Origin of the sequence: Lentimicrobium saccharophilum (genome assembly GCF_001192835.1) — a bacterium.
GTDB classification, from domain to species: Bacteria; Bacteroidota; Bacteroidia; order Bacteroidales; family Lentimicrobiaceae; genus Lentimicrobium; species Lentimicrobium saccharophilum.
Window position 1 is genome coordinate 449,884 of sequence record NZ_DF968183.1, and the last position, 23,222, is coordinate 473,105.

General features: G+C 45.1%; 19 protein-coding genes. 11 read left to right on the top strand and 8 right to left on the bottom strand.

Features of this window, described 5'->3' with window-relative positions:
- Positions 1–54: 54 nt before the first annotated feature.
- Positions 55–1,746, bottom strand: a complete 1,692-nt coding sequence (locus tag TBC1_RS13800) for a S8 family serine peptidase (RefSeq protein WP_062044107.1) — start codon at positions 1,744–1,746, stop codon at positions 55–57.
- A gap of 226 nt (positions 1,747–1,972) precedes the next feature.
- Entirely contained in the window at positions 1,973–2,830 is an 858-nt protein-coding gene (gene prmC, locus TBC1_RS13805; protein ID WP_236695677.1) for a peptide chain release factor N(5)-glutamine methyltransferase, read from the bottom strand.
- A 105-nt stretch (positions 2,831–2,935) separates the two neighbouring features.
- Here prmC and TBC1_RS13810 point away from each other — a divergent pair, with 105 nt between their 5' ends.
- The 5 genes from TBC1_RS13810 (at position 2,936) to TBC1_RS13830 (ending at position 8,985) form a co-directional block, all read left to right on the top strand.
- Positions 2,936–3,952 (top strand): hypothetical protein, encoded by a 1,017-nt coding sequence (locus tag TBC1_RS13810; RefSeq protein ID WP_062044113.1) that lies wholly within the window; start codon positions 2,936–2,938, stop codon positions 3,950–3,952.
- A 50-nt stretch (positions 3,953–4,002) separates the two neighbouring features.
- A complete protein-coding gene (locus TBC1_RS13815; protein WP_062044115.1) occupies positions 4,003–4,869 on the top strand; it encodes a hypothetical protein in 867 nt (288 codons plus the stop codon).
- A 270-nt stretch (positions 4,870–5,139) separates the two neighbouring features.
- Complete coding sequence (locus tag TBC1_RS13820; protein ID WP_082189637.1) at positions 5,140–7,500, top strand: DUF5723 family protein; 2,361 nt, start codon at positions 5,140–5,142, stop codon at positions 7,498–7,500.
- A 7-nt stretch (positions 7,501–7,507) separates the two neighbouring features.
- Complete coding sequence (locus TBC1_RS13825; protein ID WP_062044122.1) at positions 7,508–8,512, top strand: hypothetical protein; 1,005 nt, start codon at positions 7,508–7,510, stop codon at positions 8,510–8,512.
- On the top strand, positions 8,512–8,985 hold the full coding sequence (locus TBC1_RS13830; protein WP_062044125.1) for an HIT family protein: 474 nt from the start codon (positions 8,512–8,514) through the stop codon (positions 8,983–8,985). Before TBC1_RS13825 ends, TBC1_RS13830 begins: the two co-directional genes overlap by 1 nt.
- Positions 8,986–9,002: 17 nt before the next feature.
- Here TBC1_RS13830 and TBC1_RS13835 read toward each other — a convergent pair whose 3' ends face one another.
- Positions 9,003–9,926, bottom strand: coding sequence for a DMT family transporter (locus TBC1_RS13835; protein WP_062044128.1), 924 nt, complete (start codon positions 9,924–9,926; stop codon positions 9,003–9,005).
- Between the two features lie 438 nt (positions 9,927–10,364).
- Between TBC1_RS13835 and TBC1_RS13840 the strand changes: the two genes are divergently transcribed.
- The 5 genes from TBC1_RS13840 (at position 10,365) to TBC1_RS13860 (ending at position 14,883) form a co-directional block, all read left to right on the top strand.
- The gene (locus TBC1_RS13840) at positions 10,365–10,979 is read left to right on the top strand and encodes an IMPACT family protein (RefSeq protein ID WP_062044131.1); all 615 of its coding nucleotides are present in this window, start codon (positions 10,365–10,367) and stop codon (positions 10,977–10,979) included.
- Between the two features lie 240 nt (positions 10,980–11,219).
- Positions 11,220–12,656, top strand: a complete 1,437-nt coding sequence (dnaA, locus tag TBC1_RS13845) for a chromosomal replication initiator protein DnaA (protein ID WP_062044134.1) — start codon at positions 11,220–11,222, stop codon at positions 12,654–12,656.
- 79 nt (positions 12,657–12,735) lie between these two features.
- Entirely contained in the window at positions 12,736–13,206 is a 471-nt protein-coding gene (locus tag TBC1_RS13850) for a low molecular weight protein-tyrosine-phosphatase (protein ID WP_062044136.1), read from the top strand.
- Between the two features lie 7 nt (positions 13,207–13,213).
- Positions 13,214–14,167 (top strand): pyridoxal-phosphate dependent enzyme, encoded by a 954-nt coding sequence (locus TBC1_RS13855; protein ID WP_062044139.1) that lies wholly within the window; start codon positions 13,214–13,216, stop codon positions 14,165–14,167.
- Positions 14,164–14,883, top strand: a complete 720-nt coding sequence (locus TBC1_RS13860; protein WP_062044152.1) for an SAM-dependent methyltransferase — start codon at positions 14,164–14,166, stop codon at positions 14,881–14,883. Before TBC1_RS13855 ends, TBC1_RS13860 begins: the two co-directional genes overlap by 4 nt.
- Positions 14,884–14,928: 45 nt before the next feature.
- Here the strand turns inward: TBC1_RS13860 and TBC1_RS13865 are convergent, their stop codons facing one another.
- Positions 14,929–15,435: an FKBP-type peptidyl-prolyl cis-trans isomerase gene (locus TBC1_RS13865; RefSeq protein WP_062045587.1), complete on the bottom strand. Its 507-nt coding sequence runs from the start codon at positions 15,433–15,435 to the stop codon at positions 14,929–14,931.
- Between the two features lie 307 nt (positions 15,436–15,742).
- Positions 15,743–18,094 (bottom strand): penicillin-binding protein 1A, encoded by a 2,352-nt coding sequence (locus TBC1_RS13870; protein ID WP_172668905.1) that lies wholly within the window; start codon positions 18,092–18,094, stop codon positions 15,743–15,745.
- Positions 18,095–18,361: 267 nt separating this feature from the next.
- Here TBC1_RS13870 and TBC1_RS13875 point away from each other — a divergent pair, with 267 nt between their 5' ends.
- Positions 18,362–18,793 (top strand): tetratricopeptide repeat protein, encoded by a 432-nt coding sequence (locus TBC1_RS13875; RefSeq protein WP_062044159.1) that lies wholly within the window; start codon positions 18,362–18,364, stop codon positions 18,791–18,793.
- Positions 18,794–18,804: 11 nt separating this feature from the next.
- Here TBC1_RS13875 and TBC1_RS13880 read toward each other — a convergent pair whose 3' ends face one another.
- The 3 genes from TBC1_RS13880 to TBC1_RS13890 form a co-directional block, all read right to left on the bottom strand.
- Positions 18,805–20,028: a M48 family metallopeptidase gene (locus TBC1_RS13880; RefSeq protein ID WP_062044162.1), complete on the bottom strand. Its 1,224-nt coding sequence runs from the start codon at positions 20,026–20,028 to the stop codon at positions 18,805–18,807.
- Positions 20,029–20,119: 91 nt separating this feature from the next.
- A complete protein-coding gene (locus TBC1_RS13885) occupies positions 20,120–22,225 on the bottom strand; it encodes a hypothetical protein (RefSeq protein WP_062044165.1) in 2,106 nt (701 codons plus the stop codon).
- Positions 22,226–22,342: 117 nt separating this feature from the next.
- Positions 22,343–23,029, bottom strand: coding sequence for a TapB family protein (locus tag TBC1_RS13890; protein ID WP_062044167.1), 687 nt, complete (start codon positions 23,027–23,029; stop codon positions 22,343–22,345).
- Positions 23,030–23,222 lie beyond the last annotated feature (193 nt).

Genomic DNA, 23,222 nt, shown 5'->3' on the forward strand with positions numbered 1-23,222 from the left:
ACAAAAAATCCGGTAAAAACCGGATCAGGAAAAACTATCAGAAAATTTTTCGCGCTATTTTATGACCTTTTTGGTTGTAACGGCATAACCATCTGACACCTGAAGCATGTAAATTCCGGAAGGGTAACTGTCAAGGTTATTCAGAGCGACCATATTTTTACCCTTCGCGATTTCAACGCCGATCAGACTGCTCACAACTTTGCCGTTTGAATTGATCAGTCTTATATCAAGAACAATCGGATAATTTGCGGTTACTTCCAGACTTATGCGGGAGGTGAACGGATTGGGAAAGGTTTTTAATTCATGAAAGGCTTTTTGCTCATGGATTACTGATTGGGTGAGGAGAGAGTTGGCCTGAACAAAATCTGGAATTCCCCAACCTTTGAGGTTATCGGGACCTGATGATTGAGAAGCGCTCATCCTGATTGCATTGATCAGTTCCATATTGGTGAATGTTGGGTTGGCCTGCCACAAACAAGCCGCGGCACCGGCGATAATGGGAGAAGAGAAAGATGTTCCGCTTCCTCCTGCCACTCCTGAGGGGATTGTGGCAACAATTGTCTGTTGCCCCTGGGCTGTAACATCCGGTTTTATTCTTCCGTCGGCGGTAGGACCTTTTGAGCTGAAATAGGCATATGCACCGGCCAGATCCACAGCGCCAACAGTAAGCACACTGTCTCCGTCAGCAGGCGCTGTGATATACTGCCATGCATTTGCGCCGGAGTTACCTGCGCTGTTCACCACCAGGATTCCCTTTGCAGCGGCCATATCCGCACCTATTGTTACCACCGCTGTATTCCCGTCCATATCACTGTATGTGTGATTCTCGGCGGGATCGTCGAAAGTACTGTAGCCCAGCGATGAATTGATGATATCAACACCGGCAGAATCAGCAAATTCAGCAGCATTAACCCAATAATACTCCTCCATGATATATTCTGAAACAGCATCTTCCGAGCGCAACAACCAGTACGAAGCCTTCGGAGCGGTCCCGATCAGTTGTCCCGGGAGGTTGCCACCCATGGTTGACAATACCATCGTACCATGGGTACTGATGCCTGTATGATAGACATTGTTGCCAGGCTGAACAAAATCGCGCGTACCGAGAATCTGTCCGTGTGCACGTAAACTGTCAAAAGCCTGCATCACATCCACACTGTTATATCCTGCATCAATCACACCGATGGTTATTCCATTTCCGGTGAAGTTCAGGGCATGCAACTGGTCGATATTGATCATCCGGGCCTGGTTCAATGAAGCGCCATAATTATAGGCAGCCTGACTCTTATAAACTTGACCTTTGATCCTGGAAGCCGGTTTTTCAATTACCTCATTATCAAAATATGGCTTCTCTGAGTTTCTCGTATCCAATGCAAAAAGATGGTCGGCTGATTGCATGTGCCTGATGAAAGGTTTCTTTGAGATCTGCATAGCCACTTCAGGACGATCAACCCTGATAATCACAAGATTCAGCCATTTGGATTTGTAGATGACCTCAGCACCGGCGTCTTTTAACTGGTTAATATATGAAGAGCTGACAGGCAAATCAGTCTCATTAACAGGAATCTGCTGTATCAAACGGCGCTCAACTGACTTCTGAGAAAGAAATTTTGCCGGCTCGGCAATGCTATACTCTGAAAACTGCTTATCAAGCAACTTTACTTCATAATAGTAAGCACGTTGCTGACTATAGGCAGAGAAGGCCAGTGCGAAAAATAATATTCCGAAAATAATCGTTTGCTTCATCGTAATCAATTAATTCTGATAATCAGAACAAGCAGGGCAATAAAAAGTTTACCGTTCCCGTCCTGACCATTTGCAAAGATCGGTAATTCCTGTATTGATTTTCAAAATGTTGACTTTATTTTATAGCCGGAAAGAATAAAATGTAATGACCATTGCCCGCCGTTGAAAGAAAAAATTAAGATATACTGCTGACAAACTGCTCTGACCTTTATAAAATAAAATATGCTTAATCCTGCCGGATGGCAGACGCGAAACGTTGTTTACCAGACAGATCGGTGAGTATTTCCACATGGCTGAATCCCATTTCAGTCAGAAGCTGCCTGATGTTATCCCCTTCCGCTTCATTGATCTCAAACCAGAGCGAACCGCCCGGCTTCAGGTTAATCCAGGCGAATTCAGCAATAGAACGGTAAAATATCAATGCATCATGATCATCAACAAACAAAGCCAGCACCGGCTCATATTTCAGCACATTGGGCTGCATGAAAACCTTTTCCGATTCCTTAACATAAGGCGGATTGCTGACAATCAGATCATACAAATCTTCTGCGGGCCAACTACTCTTATCAAGGATATCAACTTTATAAAACCTCACACTATGGTTATGCTTTTCAGCGTTGGCTGAAGCGATCTCAATTGCAATATCGCTGATGTCGAAGGCGGTAATTTCGGGCCTGGTTAATAGTACCGAAAGGCTGACAGCAATGGCGCCGCTTCCGGTTCCGATATCCAGAACGCGTAAGCCACTGAAATCACTGTATTTTTCTGCAATCCGCATTACCAGCGCTTCCGTTTCAGGTCTGGGAATCAACACCCCGGGTTTAAGCACAAACTCGAGATTACAAAACCAGGTTTTCCCTGCCACATATTGAACCGGCATCTGTTGAATGAGGGACGGAATCGCTTGTTTTACAGCGGATTCAAATTCAGACGTGGCTTCATCGTTCCTGATTAACAACCATTCTGCATCAGAAAGGCCATGCAGCCCACGAAAAAGAAAGCGTTGAATTGCCCGTGCTTCCCTTTCTCCGTAGACTGACACTATTGAGTTAAACAGATGCTTTTCAAGTTCCCGGTTTGTCATACTGTTCATTAAAACGACAAAATTAATCCGAAAAATCCATCATAATAACTGGTTTTCTCTTTCGGGGTATTTTGATTTGATAACTTTGTCAATTAAATACCGTTTATGGCTGGTTTTTTCCTGAATGAAACAGAATATAATATAGATGCCGGCCATCATTCTATTACTGTGCCGGAAGCGATCAGGGATGAAATTAAGGGAACATCCCTCCTGATCAGACAATTTTTGCCTGACAATCTGAGCTATTCCCTGGTGGATTTAAGCTCGGCTCCGGCGGGATTATTGTCCGGTTCAATGATATACACCCCCAAAGGACTGGTTGGTTTGCTGAAGGAATGCAGTTTTTTTGTTCCCCTGTCGGGTCTGGTAAATGAATATTCCCTGACCAGACCCGAGAACCATGAGCTGCTCACAGCGGTTGTTTTTTTCTATCTGAATCTTAATCCATTTCCAACAGATTTGATGTCGCTTTGGCTGATGGAAACAGGCATTGCGAAAGACACTGCTGACCGGATTTCCGAAGCGGTTTTTATTTGCAGGACTGAAAAGGATGAATCAACTGGCCTTTCTGATAAGTTTTTCAAAAAGGTTAATCCCGGTGTCTCAACCAATTCCTTTTACAATCACCGTTTAGCACAACCCGATGATATCCCGGCATTTACAGGTGCCGAAGGATTAGCATTGGTTTATGATCTGTTCACTTTTCACAGGATTGCAGATAACCATAAAGGGGACAGATACCTGTTGCTTGACCAGCTTCCCGAAACCGGGTTCATTGTTCAGGATCACCATCACCTGGTGCTTGGACTGAGCATCACGCTGTTGGAACTTTCTGTGATCTCGGAATCAGTGCTGCCTGAATTATTCAACCTGATCCTGCGAAAAACTGTCCTCTGGGAGCGCAGTCTGTTAAGTCTGGGTAGTTTTATTCAACTGACCGGGGCTGAATTTACTGAAAGCATCAGTAAAAGCGCAATAACTGCCTCTCTTGTTATCAGCCATGGACACGGACAGTATCTGCCGGTGCCTTATGCTGATATTGAACCTGATTATATTCTGCATAAACCCATAAACGATGGTATACCTGTTTATCTGATCATTAAGCGCCAGGGTACATCATAACACCCGTAAGGTCCTGTGCCATTCACTATATTTGCGCAAATTTCAGCCTGATGATTTATCTCTTTTTTGCTGTAGCCGCATCTACCCTTATTCTGGTCTGCTTTAAACTTTTTGAACGGTATAAGATTGACAGTTTTTCGGCCATTACGATCAACTACATTGTAGGAGCCTTGTTTGGATTCGGGTATACCGGACGAAACTTTACATTAACCCTCTCCCCTGTGGCCGACTGGATGATTATGTCGCTGATTACCGGGGCATTGCTGATTCTGGGATTTGTCATGTTCTCCATATCAGCCCGGAAAGCCGGCATCGCGCTGACGGCAATCAGCAGCAGAATGTCCGTAATTATCCCGGTTATCATCGGATTGGCTGTGATCGGCGATAAAGCCGGGCCAATAAAAATTACCGGTATATTATTGGCTCTAATCGCATTTTACCTGACCCTGAAGAAAGATAAGGCCCTCGTGCTGATGGCCAATGTAATCTTTATCCCTGTATCGGTCTTTTTGTTAATGGGATTGAATGATTCAGCCGTAAAAATCACGCAGCATTTTTTTCTTCCGGCGGGGAATGAGGCAGCCTATGTAACATATGCAGCTTCAGCTTTTGCTGTTGCCTTTGTTTTTGGGGCCATAATCAGTGTTTACAGGTTGTTGAAGCAAAATGTAAAAATAAAGCCCATTGATTTGCTTGCCGGAGTAACTCTTGGCTTATTAAACTGGTATTCATTATTTTATCTGCTCAAAGGATTGGAGTTGGTACAGGTCTCTGTTTTTATTCCCCTGCTCAACGTCAGTGTGGTTATTCTTTCTTCTTTAACCGGTTATTTTATTTTCAGGGAAAAGCTGAAAACAATCAACTGGGTTGGGATTGCCGTTTCCGTCATTGCAATTTACCTGATTGCAGCCGGGTAAATCCGGGTCGGTAAATGGCTGGTATTCGCTGCAATAATGAATAAGATTTTATAATGTAGCCGTCAGATTCTGTTTCATGAACTGTAGCAGTTTCATTTATTCAAGACATTTCATCACTTCAGACATAAAAACGCTGAAATCAGCAGTTACAATTTGTGATTCCCGGCTATTATCAGTTAGTCCGGTACAATTATCAAAAGATTTCAACACCCGGCCAATCACATCAGAAACTTTGTACCTTTAATTATTAACCCTTTAACCCGTTACCTCATGAAGCGAATTTTAAACTGCTTTACTTACATTGTTGTATTGATGGCAATTGTGCCTTCCGGGCAGCTTTCCGGACAGAGTTATCTGCCGTTTTCACAGAGCAATTACAGCGGTTCTGCAGGGTTGTTGCTGCAACCTGCCTCCATTGCCGATAGCCGTTACCGTTTCGACATGACAGTTTTTGGTGCTGAAATGATGGCAAACAACACTTTTGTTGCGCTTGACAAAAAGACTTTTTTTAAGCCATCTACCTGGGAGGACGAGGATTTCGGCGATAAGTACGTTTTCCGGAAGTATGACGGAAAAGATAAATACGGGTTTGTGAGTGCAGGTGCTATTCTGCCATCATTCATGATCAACCTTGATGAGAATTCAGCAATCGGATTCACTTCAAGGACACGAGTGATGTTAAACATCGACAATATCACGGAAGACCTGGCACAGCTCTTCAGCGAAAGATTTGATTACGAACCGCTGCTCAGGAAAACGCTCACCAATGCAAACTTCAGTATGCAGGCAAACTCCTGGGCTGAGTTCGGATTTACCTATGCCACGGTAATTCTGAATAAACAGAAACACTTTCTGAAAGGAGGCGCTACCCTGAAATACCTGCAGGGGCTGAGTTCAGGTTATGTGTTTATCAATGACCTCACATACAGGCTCGACAGCCCTGATACATTGTCACTGTTTCAGTCAAAGGTCAACTATGGTATCTCTGAAACATTTGATGAGGAGGGTAATCCAGCATTTAAAAGCCTTCCCGGGCCGGGGATCGGCTTCGATCTGGGCCTGGTATATGAGTACCGGCCGGATATTGCTTCATTCACCTATTCCATGGACGGTAAAGACGGCCTGCTCAGGGGTGACAAGGATAAATATCTCTTCAGGCTGGGAATCTCTCTGCTTGATTTTGGCAGCATCAGGTACAATAAAGGTTTTTACAGCCAGGATTTTAATGCTGACATAAGGGATTGGTATATTCATGGCATGGAAATTAATTCGATTTCAGATATCAATGATACCCTGCGTGCCCGCTTCGGATTCAATGATAATACCAATGAATCATACAGCATGGGACTTCCAACGTCCCTGAGCCTGCAGGCGGACTTCAATCTTGGAGCAGGTTTTTACCTGAATTTCACGCCTTTCTTCGCCCTTCGTAAGGGAACCAATATGATATCGAAAACACATTACGTTACGTCCTATACATTTACACCCCGTTACGATCACAAATGGTTTGGATTTGCGATACCAGTTCATCTGGATCAGTTTAACCGCTTTAATGCAGGTCTCAGCCTGCGCCTTGGTCCCGTATGGGTAGGATCCAATACCATTATCAATAACAGGTTGGCAAAACAGAGTTATGCGCTTGATGGCTATATAATGTTCAAGATTCCTGTGTACCGCAGTGTAAAGGGCGACAAAGACAATGACGGTGTCAGCGATGAGAATGATCTGTGTCCCGATGTGCCTGGCACCTGGGAGATGCGCGGATGCCCTGATGCTGATGCTGACGGCATCCCTGATCATCTGGACGATTGTCCGTATGATGCCGGAACCGAAGCGCTCAGGGGGTGCCCTGACCGCGATGGCGACGGAATTGCAGATAAGGACGACCAGTGTCCTGACCATCCCGGGCTTCCCCAATATAACGGATGCCCCGATTCAGATGGTGATGGCATTGTCGATCATCTTGATGAATGCCCTGACCAGCCGGGCTCTGCCAGTCTGAATGGCTGTCCCGACCGTGATGGAGACGGTATTCCCGACCGTTCAGACCTCTGTCCGGATACACCCGGAAAACCGGAATTCGGTGGCTGCCCGTTTGCAGATTCTGACAAAGATGGCATCCCCGATGAAGACGATGACTGCCCGACGATTCCTGGTCCGAAAGAATTTATGGGCTGCCCGGATACTGACGGCGATGGCATTTCTGACAAATATGACCTCTGTCCTACCATAGCCGGTGTACCCGAAAATAATGGCTGCCCGGCAATCAAAAAGGAAGAAAAAGAAATCATCGACAGGGCATTCTCCAACCTGGAATTTGAATCCGGTAAGTCGGTAATCAAACCTGTTTCATACCCGGCACTCAACGAACTGGCTGAATTGCTCGTTCAAAAACCGGTATGGAAGGTGCAGCTTTCAGGCCATACGGATAATACAGGGAAACCGGAATCCAATATGACCCTTTCGAAAAACAGGACGCAGGCAGTTAAGGATTACCTGATCAGCCGGGGTGTCGAAGAATACCGCATCCGCACAGAATGGTTCGGACAGGAACGTCCCGTTGCCGATAACAAAACAGCAGCCGGTCGTCAGAAGAACAGAAGGGTTGAAATGAAGATTGTCTTCGATTAATGTTAATATGACTTTACGGATTACACCTGATCCTGAACGTTGCCGGGCTGTCGGTTTATTGACCGGCACGCTCAGGATCAGGCAATCATTTTATGAAAGAAGGTTTCTTAAAGCCCGGATGCATGAAGAAACCAAACTATGCATGCTGTTTGGTTCAGTGGCAATCTGCCATCAGACACACGCTTTGCACAGCGCAAAAAAAAACCTGTCCGGGTGGGATTATATGGAAGCTGTTTTTTTTAGCCTTGCGGAGCAAGGATCATGGCTGCTTGAACCCACCGTAGTTGCAAAAACTAATAAAAATGTCATCAGGAAGGCATTGCTGTCTGCCTTCAGCGACAACGGCCGTGCCGGAGATTCCTCGCTCGACAGGATTGACGAGCGGGCTGAATTATACCACGACCTTTGTAAAATCATTACAAGACAATACGGAGGCAAATTCGGTCAGCTGCTCGCAGGTAGTGAAGGATTGTTAATGAACAATGGCTGTGGATTTTATGAATTGCTTGCTGCTTCAAAAGCTTTCGGCGATCCGGTTAGAAAAAAGTCCTCATTTCTTTTTAAACTGCTATATGATTCCGGCCTTTATACTGTTAATGATCCGGAAAACTTTGTACCCATCATGGATTATCACATGCAACGCGTTTTGCTCAGGATGGGTTGCCTGATCATCAATGACAGGATACTTGAGGAAAAACTGATCAGCGGGGCTGAGATGCAAAGCGATGAGCCTGTTAGAAGTGCATGTATTGAAGCATTAAAAATTATTGCCATTCATTCTGGTTTTCAACCCTGGGTCATGAATGATTTCTTCTGGCCTTTAGGTCGCTCCTGCTGCAATGAAACCACCCTTTGTTCCGATCATTTCTGTATAAAAAAGCCCTGCACATTTCATCTGATGACGGAAATCAGCGACCACAGCGGGTGTGCTTTTGCATCCTGCTGCCTTGGAAAAAACGATTTGAAATACAGGTCATTCCGCGAACCCAATGTTAAAACACACTATTACTGATGAAAAAAGACTGCCCATTTTGCGATTCACATGTCACTGCGCAGATATTTGCCACCGAGAACGGCTTTTCCGCATTATACAACCATTCTCCCATACTTCCCGGACATACCCTTATCATTCCGGACAAACACACCGGCAGCTTGTTTGAACTCAATGAAGAAGAAATATCAGGCTTTTTTACTTTTGCCCGTAAGGTTACTTCGTTTCTCACGGACATCTACCGGTCAGATGCCTATGACTGGTCGTTGCAGGAAGGCGTAGCTGCAGGACAAAGTGTGGATCATCTTCACCTGCATATTATTCCACGTAAGCCGGGCGATCTTCCCGAAGGGGTGGAATGGTATGGAAAACTCCATGAGCAGCAATCCCTTGCATTGGACGACTCCGAAAGGATTGTTCTGAGCGAACGGGAGTATCAGGAAATCAGCCGGGCAATGAAGGAGAAATGGGACTCATTTGTCAGTCATCAGTAATCTCATTTCCCCGGGAATCAGATAAAAAACAGGGAAACGCCTCCAACGGCGACTACGGCCCCGGCAATCTCGCGCCAGGTTACTTTCTCCTTCATAATCAACACGGAAGGAAAAATGATAAGAACCGGTACGATAGACATAATGGTAGAGGCTATGCCGGAAGAGGTGTACTTAACGGCAATCAGCGAAAAGGAGACGCCCAGGAAGGGACCGAAAAAGGCGCCCAGGCTCAGTCGTTTCAGGGCCGGTTTATGCATCAGCGCTTCACGCACTCTGCTCCAGCCACCATATATTGAAATAACAAGGACGAAACCGGCCACACCGGTCAGCACCCTGATCTGCGTCGCAGCGAAGGCATCATAATCTCCCATTCCGTATTTACTCAGCACCAGGCCAACTCCCTGCCCTGCTGCGCCTCCGAAAGCAAGCAACAATCCTTTTACGGGGTACCTGAATCTGAGCGGATTGCTGAAGCGGTTTTTTCCGTTGCTGGCCCCCGGTTCTTTGCGAGCCATGATGGCCATGCTGATCCCGGCAAATGTCAATGCCATACCCAGAAGACTTTTGGCATCCAGGGTTTCGCCCATCAGCAGCAAGCCCGTGACCGCAGCGATGGGTGGGGCCATTGCCATAATCAGCATTGAAATGCGCGCCCCGACTACCACATATGCCTGAAAAAGAAAAAGATCGCCCAGTACGAAACCTACCAGCCCCGAAACCGAAAGCCAAATCCATTGATGACTGCTTGCATCAAAAGGGAAAAAACTGCCTCTGGTCACCAGGCCAAAAACTCCCAGCAACATCATGGCCAGAAATAGACGGATCAGGTTAACCGACAAGGAACCAACCTTTTTACTGGCAGATTCAAAGGCAAGTGCAGTAATGGTCCAGAAGACAGCCGTGAGTAGTGCAGCCAGTTCGCCGCCGTATTGATTGATCATTGGAACAGAGACCTCGTTTCAGTGCTATATAAATTAAGGTGTTAATTGCGGCCATTTGAAAATGCATGTGCAAAATTATCTATTGAGCAGGCACCCATGACGAATGTTGAAAAATATACATAGAAATACTCTGAGTGTGATCTACCGTCAGGGATATCCGTCGACCTGACCATATGTACAGATCATTTTCAACAATGGCCCGGAATGAACTACGGCCGGATTGAAAATTACCCGAATTCCCTGACAAACATACGTTTATAAGCCATAAGTGAGTAATGGCCTTTTTATAAGCGTCATTTTCCCGATTTTGCGCATCAGAAAAAACCTTAAAGCAGGATTTACGCAGGAAAAAATGAGTAAGTTTGACAGCGCATGTTGATGTTGAGCCATAAAAGGCAGATGATTTCCATTGCGGAATTATAATTACTCAGGCACAGGATGTTATTCGACGACACATACAAAACTATCAATGGCCCCTCATCGGGTTTGTACAAGGAGAAAGGCAGTAAATTTATCGCTCTTGCAAGACCGGTAGACTCAGAAGCTGCTGTTAAAACTGAAATTGAATCGATCAGGAAGGAGTTTTATGATGCCCGGCATCATTGTTTTGCTTATGTACTCGGGTCCGACAAGGCAGCCTGGAGGGTGAATGACGACGGAGAGCCGTCCGGAACTGCAGGACGACCGATTCACGGACAAATACAATCCTTCGACCTGACTAATATTCTTGTTGTTGTGGTCAGGTATTTCGGAGGAACCAAACTGGGGGTCAGCGGACTGATAAATGCTTATAGATCTGCAACTCATGAGGCTCTGAACCAGGCCCGGATTGTTGAAAAAACTGTAAATGAGATTTATAGGTTGAAATTTAATTATGCCAACATGAATGATGTTATGAGGATTGTAAAGGAAGAAAACATTCATATCATTGATAATCAATTTGATATGGAATGTTCTCTCACTTACAGGGTAAGAAGGTCATTGGCCGATCAGGTGAATTCAAAATTCGGAAAAACGTATGAAAGTGAAATAATATATTTAAAAACTGAATAACTATTGAATGACAGGCCAATCCATCGTTTTGAACTTTTTTGTGATACACATATTTTTCTGTAAAAGCAAGAGCAAAATGATTTTTTTTTAAACTTTTTTTAAGAGATTTTTGTTGAAAAATCAGTCCAACTGCTGATAACTTAAAAATTACTGACAATCAGATGCAAATTGACCGGACTGGTCGCAAAAGCTGAATAGCAAGTTTCTTAGTGGTTAATAATTATTGCATAATAAGGGAGAATGAGAAAAGATTATCAGGAGGTCTGGGAAAATTGCCTAAGAATCATCAAGGACAACATCAACTATCAAAGTTTTAAGACCTGGTTTTCACCAATTAAGCCTGTTAAGCTTGACGAAAATGTGCTTACCATTCAGGTTCCAAGTCAGTTTTTTTATGAGTGGCTTGAGGAGCACTACATCAATCTTCTCAAGAAAACCATAAAACAGGAACTGGGTCAGAACGGTCGTCTTGAATACAGCATCATCATGGAAAGCTCTAACGATGCAAGGCCACCTTATACCATTCAGGTTCCGACAAGCAACAAAGGTTTGTTGGCAAATCCTTCCGTTTCCATGCCCATCGATCTCAACAAAGGCTCAACCAAAGAAATTCCCAATCCTTTTGTAATCCCGGGTCTCAGGAAGATTAAGGTTCATTCTCAGCTGAATGAATCCTACTCGTTTGATAATTTCATTGAAGGAGATTGTAACCGCCTGGCGAGATCCGCAGGGTATGCGGTTGCTACCAACCCCGGCAAAACAGCCTTCAATCCTATATTTATTTATAGTGCGAACGGTTTGGGCAAAACACACCTTGCGCATGCCATCGGAATTCAGGTTAAAAATAACTTTCCGGATAAGACCGTACTTTATGTAACTGCCGAGCAGTTTATCCAGCAATTCATTGATGCGGTAAAAAATTCAAATCAGAACGATTTTGTCCATTTTTACCAGATGATTGACGTGTTACTGATAGACGACATTCAGTTCCTTTCCGGTAAAGAAAAAACACAGGACGTTTTCTTTCATATATTCAACCATCTGCACCAGAACGGGCATCAGCTTGTAATCACCTCCGACAAGGCTCCTGTTGAGATGAAAGGCATCGAACCCCGGTTGCTCTCCCGCTTTAAATGGGGCCTTGCCGCTGACCTCCAGGTTCCCGACCTGGAAACCCGTATTGCCATTCTGAATAAGAGATTGTATAAGGACGGGATTGACATGCCCGAAGAAGTGATTGAGTACCTTGCCTACAGCATTACCACAAATATCAGGGAACTGGAGGGCGCATTGATTTCACTGATGGCGCAATCCTCACTGAATAAAAAAGCCATCACCATCGACCTGGCCCGTCAGATGATTGATAAGTTCGTAAAGAACACCTCAAAAGAAATTTCGATCGATTACATTCAGAAGATTGTCTGCGACTTCTTCAATATCCATGTGGACCACCTGAATTCAAAAACCAGGAAAAGAGAAATTGTTCAGGCACGGCAACTGGCGATGTATTTCTCCAAGAAACACACAAAGTCATCGTTGGCAACAATCGGACTGCACTGCGGTAACAAGGACCATGCTACCGTCCTGCATGCATGCCGTACCGTGAATAACCTGATCGAAACTGACAAACAGTTCAGGAATTACGTGGAGGAGATTGAAAAGAAAATTAAAATCTGAACCGGATTGTTTAACTGATAATGACCATCCTAGCCTCATCCGGGAATCCTGTGATGAGGTTAGTTTTTAATGCTGCTGTATGAAGAAGATTCTCATGGTATGTCTTGGCAATATCTGCCGCTCTCCACTGGCAGAAGGGATTATGCGCAAGAAACTGAATGACTGTAACATTGATGCCGAAGTTGACTCCTGTGGATTTGAGTCTTTTCACACCGGCGACAGACCGGATCAGCGAGGTATTGAAGTGGCGCAAAAAAACGGAATTGATATCAGCGGGCACCGGGCAAGATTGTTCAGGGTGGCTGACTTTGATGAATTTGACCATATCTTTGTGATGGATCAACGCAACTACGCCGATGTCGCTGCTGTTGCCAGAAACCAGCAAGACATGGAGAAGGTTGATTTTATTATGAATATGGCATATCCGGCGAGTAACACTCCGGTACCTGATCCTTATTTCGGAGGACGGGCCGATTTCAGAAAAACATGGGAAATGCTTGATGAAGCTACCGACAGAATTATCGACCAGATTCTAAACAGAAAACGCTGATTTATTTATGTTACCTGGCAAAGCATCGGTCGTGGAGGCTGCAGACAGAATAGCGCCTTACATTCACCGCACTCCAGTGCTTACGTGCAGCACTATTAACAGGATGTTCGGCGGCGAAATATTCTTTAAATGCGAGAATTTTCAGAAGGCGGGCGCATTCAAATCCCGCGGGGCAACCAATGCAGTGTTCCAGCTTTCAGACACTGAAATCCAAAGAGGAGTTGCCACCCATTCGTCGGGCAACCATGCCGGTGCGCTGGCTTTGGCAGCTTCCAGAAGAGGCATAAAAGCCAATATTGTGATGCCTGAGAATTCCAGCAGAATAAAAATATTGGCTGTTGAATCCTACGGCGGGCTCATTACACGCTGCAAACCCACGCTTGCCGCACGGGAAGAAACCCTGAAAGAAGTGATAAGCAAAACCGGAGCTGTTGAAATACATCCATACAATGATCTTCGCATTATTGCCGGTCAGGCTACTGCCGCCAAAGAAATGATAGAAGAAGTAAATGATCTTGATCTGATTATGGCTCCGGTGGGCGGTGGAGGTCTGCTGAGTGGCACGGCATTGTCTGCCAGATACTTCGGCAAACATATCAGGGTGATCGCCGCCGAGCCAGCCGGCGCTGACGATGCATTCAGGAGTTTTACATCGGGAACATTTATTCCGTCCGTTGATCCCCGTACCATCGCTGACGGGCTGCGTACTTCCCTGGGGTCCCTCACTTTCCCCATTATTATGGAAAATGTGGATGACATTGTTACGGTGAGTGAAGAGGGCATCATTGAGGCCATGCGATTGATCTGGGAGCGGATGAAAATCATCGTGGAGCCGTCTTCCGCCGTTCCTTTGGCTGCAATCATTGAAAACAAACTGAATATCAGCGGAAAACGAACCGGCATTATCCTTTCGGGCGGAAACGTCGATCTGGAAAATCTGCCATTTAAAACAACCGTATGAAACCAGAAAAAGGGAAATTATATCTGATTCCGGCCACCCTGGGAGATACCCCGCCGGAACAGGTGCTGCCTGTTTTTAACCTGAATCTGTTACAACATATAGATGTTTATGTGGTGGAAGAGCTGAAGACAGCCCGGCGTTTCCTCAGAAAATGCGGCTACAGAAAGGATTTTGACACTGTTACCGACTTCTTCCGGTTAAATGAGCACACCTCAGAAACGGAAATAGAAACATTTCTGGAGCCGGCCCTGTCTGGCAGAAACACCGGACTTCTTTCGGAAGCGGGTTGTCCGGCAGTTGCAGATCCCGGATCTGCACTGGTCAGACTTGCACACGCCAAAGGCATACAAGTGGTACCGCTTTCGGGACCCTCATCGATTATGCTGTCACTGATGGCTTCAGGCTTCAACGGACAGCAGTTTTCTTTTTATGGCTACTTACCGGTAAGGCCTCCCGAAAGGATTCAGAAACTCAGGGAGATTGAACGGGAAACAATCAGGACCGGCGCTACCCAGATTTTTATTGAAACTCCTTACCGGAACAGGCAGATGCTGGAATCAATTCTGAGCACCTGCAGCGATACATTGCAGCTCTGTTTAGCCGTCAACCTTACCCTGCCAGACGAAAAAATCATCACCCTTTCGGTTGCCGGATGGAAAAAGTCCGGCTATCAGCCCCCCAGGGCGCCTGCCGTATTCCTGCTGACAAGGCAATAAAAAACGGCCGTTTCCGGCCGTCTCTGATCTGAGGATAATAAATCTTTAGTGATGGTGTCCGTGAGGGCCATGAACATGTCCATGACTGATCTCTTCCGCGGTTGCCTCCCGCAGTTCCAGAATTTTACCGGTAAAATGCAGGGTCTTGCCTGCCATAGGGTGATTAAAATCCATTTTTACCTTATCATCCGAAATGGAAACCACGGTTCCGTCCAGAGGCCTTCCTTCATTGTCCTGCATAGGAATAACATTGCCCACAAACAGCATATCCGGATCAATTTTTCCGTCAACCATGAAAATATCTATAGGAAGATCAACCACTGCTTCTTCAATCACAGGGCCATAAGCATCATCAGAACTCAGCGTGAATTCAAAGTTATCATCTGCCTTGAGTTCAGCGAGGTTTGATTCGAATTTCGGCAACATATTGCCTGCTCCGTAAAGAAATACAAGCGGTTGTGCAGCATCCGCCATATCTACCACTTCGCCTTCTGCGTTGTCCAACTTAAGTTCATAGGTAAGTGACACCACTTTGTTTTTTGAAATAACCATTTTCTGAGAAATTTGAAAGTTTGCAATGCCAACAAAGAGGATAGCCACTATGTTGAATAACCGTGCAAAATTACAGATAAAAGCCATGCGTACATAAAATACGGCATAATCATTCTTCAATTTACCTTATACGAGACTACAATAAATTGAATATTAAATACTTAAGAAAAATATACAAAGCGGATGCAGACCAGTTGCCCTTCAGGCATCCTTTGATACAACATGAATTCGCAGTTGTTCTAAGTCTTGAGATGTTTACCATATGCAACCCGAAAAAAGGCGTCGTTCTGAAAGCTGAACCGGATCATCAGGGGACGGGCAAAACCGGCAATGAATCGTTGCCGGCGGGTCCGGTAACGGCTCCGGCAGCATCACTGTCACTGTCAGCTGATTTGCATTGATAATTTCGTGATACTCCGGCCGGAGGATTTTTAAATTTTCCCCGGTATGATCGAAGGCGCTCGTCTTTGAGCACCATTTCCATAAATATTCCATATTCCGGTAATGCTGTCCGGAGACCTTCACCTAGGCGGGAGGTCCTGAAGCGGGTATTTCTGTGCTCCCCTCCTACCCAGACGCCACTGACCAGCCTGGGGGTAACCCCGACAAACCATCCATCAGAGAAATCTGAAGAGGTACCTGTCTTGCCTCCGAATTCCGTATCATACCTGAAAAGATCATATTCCCATAATCCCTGTGTAGTGCCTCCGGCTTCCTGAAGTCCCGACCTGAGCATTACACTCATAAGAAATGCATCCTCTTCCGAAATAACGCTCTCCGGTACCGATTTATGACTGAAGATTACCCTCCCGTTCACATCTTCGATCTTTGTTACAAAGACCGGCTCGTTGAGCTGGCCGCCATTTACAAATGCGCAGTATGCATTCACAATTTCAAGCAAGGTAACTTCACCGGAGCCCAGGCAAACAGAAGGCACTGAATTAAGCGGAGATTTTATTCCCATTCGCTTTGCCGTTTCAATCACTGCATCCCAGCCCATTTCTTTGGTAAGCTGAACGGCAACTGAATTAACCGACCTTGCAAAAGCACTCTTCAGGGTAATATTTTGTCCCGTAAATACCCAGTCGGCATTATGCGGCGACCAAACCCGCTGCTCGCCGTCTTCGGTATACCTGATACTCACCGGCTGATCAGCGCGTCTGTCGCATGGCCCTAAACCCTGTTCAAATGCGGAAGTATAAACAAAAGCCTTGAAAAGCGATCCCGGCTGACGCCTTGCCTGGTTCACATGATCATACTTGAAAAAACGGTAATCGATTCCACCGACCCAGGCTTTTACATACCCGTTGGCGGGATCGATGCTGACAAAACCCGTGTTCAGCAGGTGACGGTAATACCTTAAAGAATCCATCGGGCTCAGCAGCGTATCCCTGCTACCGGATGAAGTATAGATTTTCATCCTCCTCGCCTGGTTCATATATTTTCTGACCGAATCAGCATTCCCTGAAAACATGGCATACAAACTCTCATAATGCGGAGTTTCAACGGCAAGCTTTTCCAGGTAATCCGGAATTTCCATGCCATCACTGTCAACCCAGGGGTTCATATCTTTCCAGTGTTCAAAGAATTTTGCTTGCAGATTCTTCATATGTAAGCGGACAGCTTGTTCGGCATATTGCTGCAACAATGGGTCAAGTGCAGTGTATATTTTAAGTCCGTCGGTGTAAATATTGTATCCTGAAGTACGGGCCCAATCCTCAAGACTGCGGGCGACCGCCTCTCTGAAATAGCCGGTTTCCTCTTTTTCAGGCCCAGCTTTCCGGTACGACAGATTCAAATCCAGCTTTACCAGTGAATCTTTGGTTTTCAGATCAATAAAGCCATACTGTTCCATCTGAGCGAGAATGTTATTCCTGCGCCTTAGGGCATTTCCCGGGTTTAAAACCGGACTGTAATAGGTCGGCGCTTTGAGAAGTCCGACAAGTAAGGCAGCTTCCTCAGTACGGAGTTCAGAGGGTGATTTATCGAAAAAAGTGTGTGATGCCGCTTCAATACCGAAAGCAAGACTTCCAAAATCAACGGTATTGAGATACAAGGTAAGAATTTCGTTCTTAGTATAGTAATATTCCAGCTTAACGGCACTTATCCATTCCTTTAATTTGTAAATGGCCGTGTTGATGCCGGATACATTTCGCAGTAATCCTTTGCTCCGATTGTCGCGCGTTTTATAGAGGTTCTTGACAAGTTGCTGCGTAATGGTGCTTCCGCCTCTCCTGTCTCCCCTTGCCGTACTCCAGAAAGCGGCAACCGTTGCCCTGAGGTCAATCCCGAAATGACTATAAAAACGGATATCTTCTGCAGAAAGCAGTGCATTTACAAGATCAGGAGGAAGTTCGGTGAAATCTACAGGTGAACGGTTTTCAAGATAATATTTGCCTATAAGGGTACCATCCGCCGCATAGAGTTCTGAAGCTATATTCATTTCGGGACTTCTGAGGTCCGATAATTCAGGAGATGACCCGAAAAGACCGAAAAGATTGATATCAACGGCCAGAGCCAGTGTAAGCAGATACAGTACAACCCTTCCGGACCATAAAAGCAGTTTCTTCCACCACTTCATCTCCCTGCCCGGCATTTTGATATATAAGCGGTAGAAAAATTTTGCGATACGCTTCAGCGCATTAACAAATAAAGGCACTATATTATTGTATTTCAATTTCATACATAAGGCAAACGCAAATTCAGTTCAAAAAAGGCATCATTCCAAAACAACCGCAATTTACGGCGATAATCTCACCAAAATTCCATCAATATGTAACTTATAATCGGTTTATCCGTCATAAAAATGTCGCTAATTGAGGATATGCACCGACAGCAATAGAACCGGGTATTTACCGGGCAAAAAAAGCTTTCTGCAGTTATTGAATTTCTGATTACTTTTACATTAATCTATTTTCTGTTGTTTATGTTGAGAAAATACTTTTCCATAATCATTCCACTTTTAATTCTGGTCAGCATTTCAGCATCGGCTCAGGCGGATGCTTCTGATTATCTTAAAGCAGCCATAAACGCTACGGAGCAGAAACAATACACCAGGGCTATCGCATTATGCGATGCGGCCATCAATAAAAGCAACACCTATTCTGCGGCCTATTTTCATCGCGGATACAACAAGTTGCTTATCAAGGATTACGAAGGTGCCATTGTAGATTTTACGGTTTGCCTTGATCTGAGTCCCGATAACCTCTGGGCCTATCTCTACCGGGGCCATGCAAACCAGAAAGCCGGAAACAGCTGGTCAGCCACGCGCGATTTCAACAGCGCACGTAAAATTGATTCAATTGAGACACTGGCGTTTATGACAGCCAACATGTTCAGGTCTTCGCTGGGAAAATAATCACATTAGCATTACTCTAACCGCTTTAACCGTTCAGCCAACGGTGGATGAGAATAGTTAAAGAAGACATAAAGGGGATGCGGAGTCAGGTCGGCCATATTCTCCGATGCCAGTTTTCGCAGGGCTTTTGTAAGTGAAGCCCCGCCTGCAAATGATTTTGCAAAGTAATCAGCTTCAAATTCGTGATGTCGCGAGATACAATTTGCGCCCAATGAAATAATTGCGGAAACCGGGCTGTACAAAACTAAAAAAACGATCAACCCAAGATGAAAAGGCATCCGTTCACTTCCCAAAGATTTATAAATTATCTGATTATCAATAATTAAGGAGAACAGAAACAGAATCAGTCCGGTTTGAAGGACAGAAAAAAACAGTCCTTTCTGAATATGCCTCCTACGGTAATGCCCTGTTTCGTGGGCCACCACAGCCACAATCTCATCCGCAGTATGGTTTTGAATCAGCGTATCGAATAAAACAATCCGCCTGCGCGAACCAAATCCCGAGAAATAGGCGTTTGCCCTGCTTGACCGTTTCGATCCGTCAATTACAAAAATATTTGCGACATTGAAACCGGTCCTGAACGCAAGTTCATTCAGTTTTGACCGGAGTTCACCTTCTTCAAGCGGGGTTTGCCTGTTAAACAATGGCACAATAAGCGAAGAGTAGAAGAGGGTAAATAGAACAGAGAACAGTGAAATGACCACCCAGGCCATCCACCAGAAGGAGGTTCCGGCCAGGGTGTATAGCCATATTACCAGGCTCAGCATTCCTCCGCCAAGTATGGCCCCCAACAGCCATGATTTCAGCTTGTCGCTGATATAAAGCCGCGGAGTAATCCTGTTGAATCCCCATTTCTGCTCGATGACAAAAGTATCATAAACATCGAAAGGCGTGGACAACAGGTCTGACGCCAATCCAAGTACAGCGAAGAAAAGCAGGCTTTGCAGTAATGCACTGTCAGAAAGAGTACTGACCCATTCATCAAGCTTTACAAATCCAAAAGATAACATTATCATTATCAGCAGGAAAGAGAACCAGGATGACAGCACGCCAAAGCGGTAGGACTCCTGTCTGTAACTTCGGTATTTTAAATACTTATCTCCGGGATATATTTCCTTCATCGAAGGGGGGACATCATTTGCCCGTGACCGGTTGTTGAGAAAGGAAAGCAATTGCTCAAGAACAAATCCGGCAATTACCAATCCGAGAAGAAGTAAGAAAACCAGGTTGTCCATAAACGGGAAAACGGGTTAAATCTAAAAGCACACTTCAAACTATAATCACAAAACGGCTTGCAAACTCCTTTTCGCTGAACGCGACAGGGCATCAATAACTACCATTAAATCGGCGCAGAAACCATTCGGTGCCAAGAACAAGAATAATCAGTGCCAGCAATGGAATGAAGCTGATCAGGTCAGTGAAGTGCTTTCGCGAGTAAATTACAGGTTTTGCATCTTCTCTGCTGTTAAGCAGAGGTAAAAGTTCACCGGTCTCTTCCGGTTTTAATGATTTTCCTCCGGTTTGAGCTGCTATGGCATTCAGCAGGCGATGATTGGCAATTGTATTTATATCCTCAAGGTTGAGTGCTGTTACAGTAAAACTCCCGTCCCTCCGCAATGCAGCGGCACCGGAACCTGTAGTGGCTGTAAACCGGTATAATCCCGGTGGAAGATTGCCCGCATTGAGGTAATAACCTTCATTCATGGCTGAAAATGTGAAATCATAGACTTTATCATCTTCCCCCGTTATGGTGAGATCGATTTCCGGATCATTGACCATTTCCCCGCTTTCATTCAGCAGCAATGCGTTGAACTCAATTGGTTCATTTTCAGCATAAGTGTTTCTCCAGGTCAGTTTCAGACGGTTACGGTCTGTCTCGGCGGAGAGGTATTGTAAAAGCTTACCCGTGAATTCATCAAATGCAATGTGATTCCCGTTAACCTGATAATCGTGAAATCTCCATTTCCAGATTCCCTCTCCTGCGATAACGCCGTAGCGGATTTCGGCAATCTGACTGAAGAGGATCAGTGGCATTCCGGAGCTGACTGACCCGATACCCTGGTATGCCAGCACATTAACCGCGTTTGACTGCTGGTATTGTGCAAAAGGGCTCAGGAGCGGCGGAACCGTCGTTAGCAGGGAAGTGATATGTTCAGGCGTAACAAAAAGGGTAAAATCCTTGTTGAATACGGGCAGCGCCTCATTACCTGATTTTCCCTGTCCGATTAAACTTAAACCGGTTTTCAGTCTGTTAAAAGCCGGGATATCAGACTGAGACCCCAACACAAACAACACCGGAACTTTTTGTCCGGCCAATGCTGTTGTAAGGCCGATTGCTGCATTGGTCAATGATGGCACCTGATGCAGGATAAAAAGGTTATATCCGGAAAGGTCCGTTTTCAGGTTATCGGCAAAAAAGAGATCCGCTTCAAAATTGTTACCATTGTCAATCGCCCTTTCCAGGGCAGCCAGGTCAGGATGAGGGGCGTTGCCGACGATAGCGATCTTTTGTTTTCCTTCCTTAACTTCAATAAAGATTTCTCGTATATTATTCGCTTTGTTGATTTCTCCTTCAACAGCATCCACGGTTATCCTGAATTTTTTAATACCTGGCTCTCTGGCTTCTGTTGAAAATGAGATTGTACGAACCTGATTATCTGATGAAAAATCAAGTTTCGTTGAATAAACATCACTGCCTTCGGAAGTTACTTTCATTTCAGCACTCATTCCTCCCGCATCACGTGCCTGAACAACCAATTCAACCGGAAAGCGGTTCCCTTTAAATACGGTTCTGTTGTAATTAACCCGCTGAATGATGAGGTCCCGCTTCACAGTGGTATCGCCGGCATTGATGGTATAAACCGGGTAAGCGGCATCACGCGCTGCATACAGGGGATCTTTGCCCGAATTGTAGATTCCGTCTGATACAAGTACAACTGCACCTACATTGCGGTTGTAGAAACGGGCATTGATCTCTGAAAAGAAAGAAGCTATGTCAGACAATTCATCCCGGTAATCTGCAACTTCACTTTCTGTTACCTGTTGCCCGAAGGCATAATTATAGATTTCAAACCTGCCTTTTAGTTCTTCTCTCAGTTGCGAGAGCATCAAAGGCAGCTGGTTTTGCTGGAATAAGCTGTCAGTTCCCAGAACCATAGACCTGGAATTATCAATTCCTATGATCACCGCGGGCAGTTCAGTGGTGCGGGAAATGGTTTTTATCATTGGAGACAGCAACAGAAAAGCAATCAGTGAGGCCGAAAGAAACCGCAATACAGAAAGGAAAATCACCAGCGAACGCGGGAAATCCTCAGAGGTGTTCTTATAATACAGCACCAATGCAACTCCGGCACCGAGCAGCAGACATAATGGGACAAACCATAGAGGATATCCGGAGATAAGTTGAAAACCGGGGATAGCAGGATTGATCATAGCAACTGCAAATTTCTGAAAAAAGCGCACATCATTTACAGTTGCGGCTTATCCATTATACAATCAGGGCTGCATCCCGGCTTTAGGGTGCAACCCTGACCTGATTATCGTAATACTTTATTGCCTGAAATCCGTCAGTTCTGTAGTTCCTAACAACTTACCATTCTTATCGTATGTCTCAGTTTTCACTGCACCAACATTTTTGGCTATCCATTGCACTGATTTAGTGGTCATTTTCAGGATCGTTTTCACTTCAGAATCAAAAGAGAGCTTGTAGCACTCAAAAGTTCCGGCGGCAGTGGTCACAGATTCGATGCCCTCAACTTTCCGGTTATAAATCTTAACCGACATGGTCATCATGGTCATTCCCGAAGACACAAAGCTGATCTGAATATTTCCATCGTTCAGGGTTTGTCCGGGTTGCAGCATTCCCGGATATTCAAGGTCCAGGCCGTCAACCTTCATCTCCATTTCTTTCATGCCGCCCATGGTTGAAGGATCCAGGAAATTTTTCATATCCATATAGAACACATCGCCCTTGCATCTCATTTCAAGTTCCTGTTCAAAACCAGGCTTGTCTTTCTCATCAAGTTGTTCGCTTTTCACCCTGATAACTGTACCATCAGCCGTTTCATTCACCGAAAGAATGGTTTGACGACTGGTACCGGTTAGTTTACCCTTGGCATTATAACTCTTTGTTTCAAGGAATGCGCCGCTTTTCATTGGAAAATATGCTTCACAATTCTGCGGCATGGCGCTGGCAACGGCAAATAAGCCAATCAGCAAGAGAATTAACTTTTTCATAGGTGACTGATTTTTTAAAGATACACAAAAATATAAAAAATCAAGATTATCATATTATAACCTGATTGATTTTTTACAGGGGAGCTAGGAAGCACTTAAGCGGAAAAGCAAAATGCGGGATTAAACTACCGGGAGGCACAAAAGAACAAAAGCCGCATGCGTGCGGCGATTGTCAATATCAGAATATTACGGA

Bases quoted from the DNA above. Each gene is read 5' to 3' on its own strand.
- TBC1_RS13800 (WP_062044107.1), bottom strand. From the start codon at position 1,746: ATGAAGCAAACGATTATTTTCGGAATATTATTTTTCGCACTGGCCTTC.
- prmC (WP_236695677.1), bottom strand. From the start codon at position 2,830: ATGACAAACCGGGAACTTGAAAAGCATCTGTTTAACTCAATAGTGTCA.
- TBC1_RS13810 (WP_062044113.1), top strand. From the start codon at position 2,936: ATGGCTGGTTTTTTCCTGAATGAAACAGAATATAATATAGATGCCGGC.
- TBC1_RS13815 (WP_062044115.1), top strand. From the start codon at position 4,003: ATGATTTATCTCTTTTTTGCTGTAGCCGCATCTACCCTTATTCTGGTC.
- TBC1_RS13820 (WP_082189637.1), top strand. From the start codon at position 5,140: ATGAAGCGAATTTTAAACTGCTTTACTTACATTGTTGTATTGATGGCA.
- TBC1_RS13825 (WP_062044122.1), top strand. From the start codon at position 7,508: ATGACTTTACGGATTACACCTGATCCTGAACGTTGCCGGGCTGTCGGT.
- TBC1_RS13830 (WP_062044125.1), top strand. From the start codon at position 8,512: ATGAAAAAAGACTGCCCATTTTGCGATTCACATGTCACTGCGCAGATA.
- TBC1_RS13835 (WP_062044128.1), bottom strand. From the start codon at position 9,926: ATGATCAATCAATACGGCGGCGAACTGGCTGCACTACTCACGGCTGTC.
- TBC1_RS13840 (WP_062044131.1), top strand. From the start codon at position 10,365: ATGTTATTCGACGACACATACAAAACTATCAATGGCCCCTCATCGGGT.
- dnaA (WP_062044134.1), top strand. From the start codon at position 11,220: ATGAGAAAAGATTATCAGGAGGTCTGGGAAAATTGCCTAAGAATCATC.
- TBC1_RS13850 (WP_062044136.1), top strand. From the start codon at position 12,736: ATGAAGAAGATTCTCATGGTATGTCTTGGCAATATCTGCCGCTCTCCA.
- TBC1_RS13855 (WP_062044139.1), top strand. From the start codon at position 13,214: ATGTTACCTGGCAAAGCATCGGTCGTGGAGGCTGCAGACAGAATAGCG.
- TBC1_RS13860 (WP_062044152.1), top strand. From the start codon at position 14,164: ATGAAACCAGAAAAAGGGAAATTATATCTGATTCCGGCCACCCTGGGA.
- TBC1_RS13865 (WP_062045587.1), bottom strand. From the start codon at position 15,435: ATGGTTATTTCAAAAAACAAAGTGGTGTCACTTACCTATGAACTTAAG.
- TBC1_RS13875 (WP_062044159.1), top strand. From the start codon at position 18,362: ATGTTGAGAAAATACTTTTCCATAATCATTCCACTTTTAATTCTGGTC.
- TBC1_RS13880 (WP_062044162.1), bottom strand. From the start codon at position 20,028: ATGGACAACCTGGTTTTCTTACTTCTTCTCGGATTGGTAATTGCCGGA.
- TBC1_RS13885 (WP_062044165.1), bottom strand. From the start codon at position 22,225: ATGATCAATCCTGCTATCCCCGGTTTTCAACTTATCTCCGGATATCCT.
- TBC1_RS13890 (WP_062044167.1), bottom strand. From the start codon at position 23,029: ATGAAAAAGTTAATTCTCTTGCTGATTGGCTTATTTGCCGTTGCCAGC.